This is a genomic window from Streptomyces sp. NRRL WC-3549, assembly GCF_000721935.1.
In the GTDB taxonomy this organism is placed as follows: Bacteria; Actinomycetota; Actinomycetes; order Streptomycetales; family Streptomycetaceae; genus Streptomyces.
This window is the reverse complement of the sequence record NZ_KL585394.1, coordinates 1-4,146: the sequence shown is the minus strand read 5'-3', so window position 1 is coordinate 4,146 and position 4,146 is coordinate 1. Positions and strand designations below refer to the sequence as shown.

Genomic DNA, 4,146 nt, shown 5'->3' with positions numbered 1-4,146 from the left:
CGCCGGCGGGCGCGGTGCACCGCCGTGCGGGCGGGCGGATCAGTTCGGGTCGGTGCCGTGCAGCGGGAACCCCGCGATACCGCGCCAGGCCAGCGAGGTCAGCAGCTGCACCGCGGTGTCCCGGGGGATGCCCGACCGGCTGGAGAGCCAGTACCGCGCCACCACCTGGGAGACACCGCCGAGGCCGACCGCGAGGAGCATCGACTCCTCCTTGGAGAGCCCGGTGTCGCCCGCGATCACGTCGGAGATGGCCTCCGCGCACTGCAGGGAGACCCGGTCGACCCGCTCGCGCACCGCGGGCTCGTTGGTCAGGTCCGATTCGAAGACCAGGCGGAACGCCCCGCCCTCGTCCTCCACGTACGCGAAGTAGGCGTCCATCGTCGCCTCCACGCGCAGCTTGTTGTCCGTCGTCGAGGCCAGGGCCGTACGGACCGACTGGAGCAGCGACTCGCAGTGCTGGTCGAGCAGGGCGAGGTAGAGCTCGAGCTTGCCGGGGAAGTGCTGGTAGAGCACCGGCTTGCTGACCCCGGCCCGCTCGGCGATGTCGTCCATCGCCGCCGAGTGGTAACCCTGGGCGACGAAGACCTCCTGCGCGGCGCCCAGCAGCTGATTGCGTCGGGCGCGGCGGGGCAGCCGGGTGCCCCGCGGGCGCGCTGCCTCGGTCTGCTCGATGGCTGTCACGCCGCCTCCCAAATATGTGTTCCGGCCCAGCTGTCCGTGCATGCCGCGCCATGGGGCCATCGTACTTTTGAGTAACCCGGGTGTGCGCGGCGCGGACGCAGAATTTCACGGACCGGACGGCTGTGGAAGCCGTGGGTCCGCCGGGTGATGTGACAAAGCGGAACGTATTATCGGTAATCGTCCTCGTCCTGGGGGACGACGCGGGCCTGTTCCGCCGCGTCCGCCTCGTTGGCGGTGTTCCGGTCGATGTCCGTGAGGGGTTCGTCGCGCTCCGGGTGGACGTCGGCACGCTGTTCCGCGGAGTCGGCCTCGGGGGCCTCCTGGTCCCGCTCGTCCTCCGGCGGGGTGTCCTCGAAGGTGTCCGGGTCGGTGGGGTCGACCGTCATGTGAGCTCCCTTCCTTCCCTTGCAGCCTAGGAGCAACACGCCAGTGTTGCTATGCGGCCTGTGACCGCGAACACATGAATCGGCGTGTGATCGTCTCGTAACATTGCCGCATGTCTTCGACCGAGCTGTCCGGGACCCGTGCCGCCGCCGCTGCCGCCGTGGCCCCCACGGTCAGCGCCGTCAGGGTCGCGGAGGGGGAGGACCTGCGCTCCGTCGAGCTGCCCGGCCTCACCCTGACCGTCCGATCCCGCCCCGGTGCGGACGAAGGGCTCGCCCCGGCGCTCCTCGTGCACGGACTCGGCGGTTCCTCGCAGAACTGGTCCGCGCTCATGCCGCTGTTGGCCGACGTGGTCGACGGTGACGCCGTCGACCTCCCCGGCTTCGGCGACTCCCCGCCCCCGGACGACGGCGACTACTCGGTCACGGGGCACGCCAGGGCCGTGATCCGGCTGCTCGACGCGGAACGGCGCGGCCCCGTCCACCTGTTCGGCAACTCCCTGGGCGGCGCCGTCGCCACCAGGGTCGCGGCGGTGCGGCCGGACCTGGTGCACACGCTGACGCTGATCTCGCCTGCGCTGCCCGAGATCCGGGTACAGCGGCCCGCCGTGCCCACCGGACTCCTCGCACTCCCGGGCGTCGCTTCCCTGTTCGCCCGGCTCACTCGTGAGTGGACGGCGGAGCAGCGCACCCGCGGTGTCATGGCACTCTGTTACGGCGATCCGGCGCGCGTCTCCGAGGAAGCCTTCCGTCATGCGGTGGCCGAGATGGAGAGGCGGCTGGAACTGCCGTACTTCTGGGACGCCATGACGCGCTCGGCCCGGGGCATCGTCGATGCCTACACCCTGGGCGGACAGCACGGACTGTGGCGCCAGGCCGAAAGGGTGCTGGCACCGACCCTGCTGGTGTACGGCGGAAGGGACCAGCTCGTCTCGTACCGGATGGCACGCAGAGCGTCCGCGGCCTTCCGCGACTCGCGGCTGCTGACACTGCCCGACGCGGGGCACGTGGCGATGATGGAGTACCCGGAAACGATCGCCCAGGCGTTCCGGGAACTGCTCGACGAACGCGGCAGGAGCTGATCCGGGGCGTGGGACGACACAGTCGTAAGGGCCTTGAGGCCACAGGGCGAGAGGCCGCCGCCGGCGGCGGTGAGGCCGGGGCCGACGCCGGGCCGGGGCGCGGCAGACGCAGGCGCGACGCCGCCGTCCCGGCCCCCGGGGACGGCCACGCCCCGTCCCACGACGATCCCCGGGTGCGCGGCGGGCACCCCGAACAGCATGAGCCGGGCGGCGGTTGGGGGACCGGCCCGCAACCCCGGTACGACGCGACGCGGGGGCAGGCCGCACGGAGCCAGGAGGCACACGCCCGGCAGGCGGTGGCGCGGCAGCTGACCGCGCAGCAGGCCGCCCAGCGCGCCGCCACCCGGCGCGCCCCGGCGCCCGGCCCCACGGCAGGTGCCCCGCTCATACCGGGCCCGCGCAGGGAGTTCGTCGAGGCGTTCGACGCCGCCCCGCCCGACCCCGGCCGAACCCCCCCTCGGCAGGCGGCGGCCGACGGAGCCGGAACGCCCGGGGGTGCCCCGGGGGCGGCCGCCGGACCGGACGGTGGCGACGGTACCGGTGCCACCCGGGACGCCAGGGGTGGCAAGGGGCGCACCTTCACCGGCATCGCGGCCGCGGCGGTCACCACGGTGCTCGCGGTCGTCGTGGCCGGGCAGGTGGCGCAGGACTCCGGAGGGCCCTCCGGCGGCTCCCGGGCCGCGGGGGCCGACCGGGACACCTCTCAGGACGACGTCTCCCGCCATGACGAACGGTCGGATCCGCAGGCCCAGCGGGTGGAGGCCCAGCCCCTCTCGTACGCCCAGAAGATGGCCAAGCCCTATCCGCTCGCCCCGGACCTGACGGCCTCCGGAACGTTCGAGGCGGTCCCGGGGCTGGCGAAGGCGCCCGGCAAGGGCCACATGTACCGGTACCGCATCGACGTCGAGAAGGGGCTCGGTCTCGACGCCGGGCTCTTCGCCGAAGCCGTGCAGAAGACCCTGAACGACGACCGGAGCTGGGCGCACAACGGCGCCATGACGTTCGAACGCATCTCCTCCGGCGAGCCCGACTTCGTGATCACGCTCGCCAGTCCGGGCACCACCGCGCTCTGGTGCGCGAAGTCGGGCCTGGACACCACCGTGGACAACGTCTCCTGCGACTCCGCCGCCACCGACCGCGTGATGATCAACGCGTACCGCTGGGCGCAGGGCGCCTCGACGTTCGGCCCGGACAAACTCCTGATCTACCGGCAGATGCTGATCAACCACGAGGTCGGCCACCGGCTGGGGCACAACCACGAGAGCTGCCGGACGCCGGGCTCCCTCGCGCCCGTGATGCAGCAGCAGACCAAGACGCTGGACCTCGAAGGCATCACCTGCCGGCCCAACCCCTGGGTTCATCCCGGCACCTGACCGCAGGTCCCGCGTCCCCCGAGGGGCTGGCCGCAGCCTGACTCCGAGTGACGACGGGACCTCCTGTCGCGACTGAACGCGACGGGGGCGGGAAAGTTACGCCGGTTCACCCCTTTCGGTGGTGCGACGGACAACCGTCCGTCGCACCACCGGCGTATCCGCTTACGGTCGTCCCGCTGCTGGTCGCCGATCAACGTCGGCCGCTCACAAGGGAGATCGGGGGTGTACTCGTGCGGATCGGACTCCTCACGGACGGTGGTTATCCGTATGCGACGGGTGAGTCCAGGCTCTGGTGCGACCGTCTGGTGCGCGGCCTGCCCCAGCACGAGTTCGACCTCTACGCGCTCAGCCGCTCCGCCCGTCAGGAGCAGCAGGGACGGGTCAGGCTCCCGGACGGGATCGGCCGGGTCCGGACGGCTCCGCTGTGGACCCCGGGCGTCGGTTCCGCCCAGGCGCGTCCGGCGCGTGGCCTGACGGGAAGGCTCGCCACCGGCCTGGGGCGTGCGTACGGCCGGCGGGAGCGCCGGTCCTACACGGCGCATGTGACGGCGCTCGTCGGCGCGCTCTGCGCCGGTGCGGCGGCGGGCGGCGCGGCGGCTGGCGATGCGGCGGCGGGCGGTGCGACGG

The 4,146-nt window shown here is 72.7% G+C and carries 5 protein-coding genes; 3 read left to right on the top strand and 2 right to left on the bottom strand.

What is annotated here, in order from left to right; all coding sequences use genetic code 11:
* Window positions 1–39: 39 nt before the first annotated feature.
* Window positions 40–681, bottom strand: a complete 642-nt coding sequence (locus IH13_RS0110595) for a TetR/AcrR family transcriptional regulator (protein WP_031083208.1) — start codon at window positions 679–681, stop codon at window positions 40–42.
* Between the two features lie 167 nt (window positions 682–848).
* The gene (locus IH13_RS0110590) at window positions 849–1,067 is read right to left on the bottom strand and encodes a hypothetical protein (RefSeq protein WP_031083207.1); all 219 of its coding nucleotides are present in this window, start codon (window positions 1,065–1,067) and stop codon (window positions 849–851) included.
* A 110-nt stretch (window positions 1,068–1,177) separates the two neighbouring features.
* Between IH13_RS0110590 and IH13_RS0110585 the strand changes: the two genes are divergently transcribed.
* The 3 genes from IH13_RS0110585 to IH13_RS0110575 form a co-directional block, all read left to right on the top strand.
* Window positions 1,178–2,146, top strand: coding sequence for an alpha/beta fold hydrolase (locus IH13_RS0110585; protein ID WP_031083206.1), 969 nt, complete (start codon window positions 1,178–1,180; stop codon window positions 2,144–2,146).
* Between the two features lie 8 nt (window positions 2,147–2,154).
* Entirely contained in the window at window positions 2,155–3,519 is a 1,365-nt protein-coding gene (locus tag IH13_RS0110580; protein ID WP_031083205.1) for a DUF3152 domain-containing protein, read from the top strand.
* A gap of 230 nt (window positions 3,520–3,749) precedes the next feature.
* Window positions 3,750–4,146: DUF3492 domain-containing protein (locus tag IH13_RS0110575; protein WP_031083204.1), on the top strand; the 397-nt coding region annotated here is incomplete at its 3' end.